This window comes from Pseudoalteromonas sp. (assembly GCF_041613455.1).
Taxonomy (GTDB): Bacteria; Pseudomonadota; Gammaproteobacteria; order Enterobacterales; family Alteromonadaceae; genus Pseudoalteromonas.
Window position 1 is genome coordinate 1 of record NZ_JBFJHD010000256.1, and the last position, 3817, is coordinate 3817.

A 3817-nucleotide genomic window follows, 5' to 3' on the forward strand; every position below is an offset into this window, starting at 1 on the left:
CATCGCTTTAGCACGGTTTTTATGTTGCGAACGCTGATCTTGACACTCAACAACCACCCCGGTTGGAATGTGCGTAATACGAATCGCCGAGTCGGTTTTATTAACGTGCTGACCACCGGCACCCGATGCGCGAAACGTGTCGACTTTAATATCGGCGGTGTTAATTTCAATCGCTTCGGCGTCTGGAATTTCTGCCATGACCGCCACTGTACATGCTGAGGTGTGAACACGCCCTTGTGACTCAGTTTCGGGCACACGTTGTACACGGTGTACGCCTGACTCAAATTTTAACTGACCAAATACCCCTTCGCCGCTAATATTAGCAATAATTTCTTTGTAGCCGCCGTGCTCACCTTCGTTCGTGGTTACCACTTCAACTTTCCACTTTTTCGTTTCAGCGTAACGGCTGTACATTCTAAATAAGTCACCGGCAAATATTGCCGCCTCATCGCCGCCGGTACCGGCACGCACTTCTAAAAACACGTTGTTATTGTCTTTAGGATCTTTGGGTAGCATTAGCAGCTGAATATCGTCTTCAAGGGTAAGTATATTTGCTTTGGCTTCTTTGTATTCTTCTTGCGCCATTTCACGAATGTCAGGGTCTGAATCTTTTAGCATCTCTTCAGCGCTAACAACATCTTCTTGCGCTTGTTGATAAGCTAAAAACGTTTTTACAATTTCTTCAAGCTCAGAGTATTCTTTTGAAAGAGCACGAAAGCGGTTTTGATCACTAATGACCGATGGGTCACTTAATAGCGCTTGCACTTCTTCATAACGCTCAACTAAGGTTTCTAATTTACGATAAACGGACTCTTTCATTTAACTGTTATTCCTGGTCTATACCTAACATTTTTTTCAACTGTTTTAGTTGAGCCACTTCGCCATTTTTCGCTGCATCTTGAATAGCACGGGTAGGCGCGTGCATTAAGCGATTGGTTAATTTGTTGGCCAACTCTAAAATTACTTTTTCTGCTTCTTTACCAGTATTAAGCTGAGTGATTGCTTTTTCTACTAGTTCAGACTTTATTGATTGTACATCACTACGATAATGGCGAATTAAATCCACTGAATCGAGCGAGCGCACCCACTGTAAAAATTCATCCGAGCGCTCATTAATAATCACCTCAGCTTGCGCTGCGGCTTCTTCTCGCGCACTCATATTCTCGCTAACGATGGTTTGTAGGTCATCAACAGAATACAAGTAAGCATCATCAAGTTCGCCCACTTGGCTTTCAATATCGCGTGGTACGGCAATATCAATAAATAACATCGGCTTATTTCGACGCTGTTTCAGTGCTTGCTCGACCACCCCTTTACCAATAATCGGCAACGTACTGGCCGTTGAGCTAATAACAATATCGGCTTTGTGTAACCGCTCAGGTAACTGCGCCAAGGCAATGACATCGGCATTAACTTGATCGGCTAACCCGCGCGCGCGTTCTATGGTTCTATTAGCTACGGTAATATTTTGTGGCTCATTTTGGTATAAATGTTTAGCCACCAGCTCAATGGTTTCACCTGCACCAATCAGTAATACTTTGGTTTTATCCAGCTTGCCATAAATGTGTTTGGCTAGATTAACCGCTGCATACGCCACCGATACCGCACTGGCACCGATATTGGTTTCAGTACGCACCTGCTTAGCAACCGAAAAGGTTTTTTGAAACAAGCGATCAAAGGTGACACCTACTGAGTTATGCGTTTTGCCACTACTGTAAGCTTGCTTTATTTGCCCCAAAATTTGTGGTTCACCTAACACCAAGGAATCTAAACCACAGGCAACGCGCATTAAATGATTAATTGCGGCACTGCCTTCGTGGCAGTAGGTGTTTTTGCTCAGTTCTTGTTCATCTAAACCATGGAAACTGGCAAGCCAAGTTAACAGTGTTTGGGAATTTTGCTGTGCGAGGCTACAATAGACCTCGGTTCGATTACACGTAGAAACAATAACCGCTTCATTAAATTGAGCATCACCACTTAATTGCTGTAGCGCCTCTGAAATTTGCTCAGGGGAAAAGGCCACCTTTTCACGTAATTCTACGGAGGCTGTTTTGTGATTAATACCAAGTGCTATTATGGTCATATCCGCCAAATATTGCTGAACCCAACTTCAAAGGCGGCAATTTTATCAAAAATCTCAGGAATATGGAAAGTAAGGAGTGACATTTGATTCGACAATATTTTATTTTAGTCATTGTTTTTTTGTTTCTAGCCGGTTGCGCGCAAAAAAGAGATTTAAAAACAGAGCTTTACGATGATTGGAAGGTCAAGCTAGCGGAGCAAGATATTTGGCAAGTAACCGGTAAGATGGCGTTTATTAGCCCTGAAGAACGTCAATCTGCCAACTTAAATTGGCAACAAGGCCAGAATAACAACCATTTAGTGCTGACCACCTTTATTGGCACGCGGATTTTATCGCTGCAGCAAAACGCGCATCAGGCCACGCTTGAATTTGATGATGAGCTGTATATTGACCACGACGCGGCGGCGCTACTTAAACGTTTAACCGGGTTTACTTTACCCGTCAATGACGCCGATAGTTGGCTTAAAGGAGTGATAGACAACCCGAGTTTAACCGTCGACCCATTAGGTCGCGCTAAGCGCGTGTTGTGGTTTGATAACAGCGGTAAACGCTGGCAAATTGACTACGCAAACTACGTACAACAACACGGTTTTTGGCTGCCGACTCGGCTAACGTTAACCCAGCAAAAAATTAAAATTAAAATTCAACTCTACCACTGGCAATTTAATTAATCATGCATAACATTACTTCCTTTTCCCTGATTGCTCCGGCAAAACTGAATCTTTTTTTACATATCAACGGTCGCCGCGATGACGGTTACCATGAACTCGAAACCCTGTTTACATTTTTGAATTATGGTGACGAGCTTGCTTTTGAGCTAACAGAAACAGCCGATATTATTGTCACGGGTGACACCCAAGGTATTGCTACAACCGACAACCTTATCTATAAAGCAGCATTATTGTTACAAACGCAGTGTAAAATAACCCTCGGTGCAAAAATAAATTTAATTAAACGCTTACCGATGGGCGGCGGTGTGGGGGGAGGATCTTCCGATGCTGCTAGCACTTTATTAGCGTTAAATAAATTATGGAATACCGCGCTGAGTATTGAGCAATTGGCTGCACTCGGCGTGCAGTTAGGGGCCGATGTGCCGGTGTTCATTCGCGGCCAAAGCGCCATAGCACACGGCATTGGTGAGCAATTAGAGCAGGTAACACTTGAACCCAAATGGTATTGCGTGGTGTTTCCTAATCAGCATGTCAGTACCGCAAAAATATTCACCCATGCGGAGTTAAAACGCGACACCCCAAAAATTATCGGTGACTGGCGACAACAGCGTTTAACTAACGATTGCGAATCTTTAGTGAAAAAGCTGTGTCCCGAGGTTGAAAAAACCCTCCAGTGGTTGCTAAAATACGCTCCATCAAAAATGACCGGAACAGGTTCATGTTGTTTTGTCGAATTTGCTACGCAAGTTCAAGCACAAGATGTACTTGCTAACCTCCCCCATACTTGGCAAGGTTTTATCGCGTCTAGCGTTAACACCTCTCCTGCTCATACGGAGTTAGCCGCCATATTTGATTGAAGTACCGTACAAGTAATCCATAAGTTAACACGGCGTAGTTTTTACTATTGCCGGTTAGTCCAAAAATTCAGTGCCTGAGGAACCCTACCGTGCCTGACATGAAGCTCTTCGCTGGTAACGCAACACCTGAGTTAGCTCAAAAAGTTGCAAAACGTTTATATATTGAATTAGGCGATGCTGTTGTTGGCCGTTTTAGCGACGGTGAG

At 43.8% G+C, this 3817-nt stretch carries 5 protein-coding genes; 3 read left to right on the top strand and 2 right to left on the bottom strand.

The genetic code is table 11. The annotated features are described in order from the left end of the window. Both prfA and hemA read right to left on the bottom strand, forming a co-directional pair. A partial coding sequence (gene prfA, locus ABYB02_RS15435; RefSeq protein ID WP_372763292.1) for a peptide chain release factor 1 occupies positions 1-819 on the bottom strand: 819 nt, incomplete at its 3' end. A 7-nt stretch (positions 820-826) separates the two neighbouring features. Continuing rightward, complete coding sequence (hemA, locus tag ABYB02_RS15440) at positions 827-2083, bottom strand: glutamyl-tRNA reductase (RefSeq protein WP_372763293.1); 1257 nt, start codon at positions 2081-2083, stop codon at positions 827-829. 83 nt (positions 2084-2166) lie between these two features. Here hemA and lolB point away from each other — a divergent pair, with 83 nt between their 5' ends. The 3 genes from lolB to ABYB02_RS15455 form a co-directional block, all read left to right on the top strand. Continuing rightward, positions 2167-2754: a lipoprotein insertase outer membrane protein LolB gene (gene lolB / locus ABYB02_RS15445; RefSeq protein ID WP_372763294.1), complete on the top strand. Its 588-nt coding sequence runs from the start codon at positions 2167-2169 to the stop codon at positions 2752-2754. A 2-nt stretch (positions 2755-2756) separates the two neighbouring features. Beyond that, positions 2757-3611: a 4-(cytidine 5'-diphospho)-2-C-methyl-D-erythritol kinase gene (gene ispE / locus ABYB02_RS15450; RefSeq protein WP_372763295.1), complete on the top strand. Its 855-nt coding sequence runs from the start codon at positions 2757-2759 to the stop codon at positions 3609-3611. An 89-nt stretch (positions 3612-3700) separates the two neighbouring features. Beyond that, a partial coding sequence (locus ABYB02_RS15455; RefSeq protein ID WP_372763296.1) for a ribose-phosphate pyrophosphokinase-like domain-containing protein occupies positions 3701-3817 on the top strand: 117 nt, incomplete at its 3' end.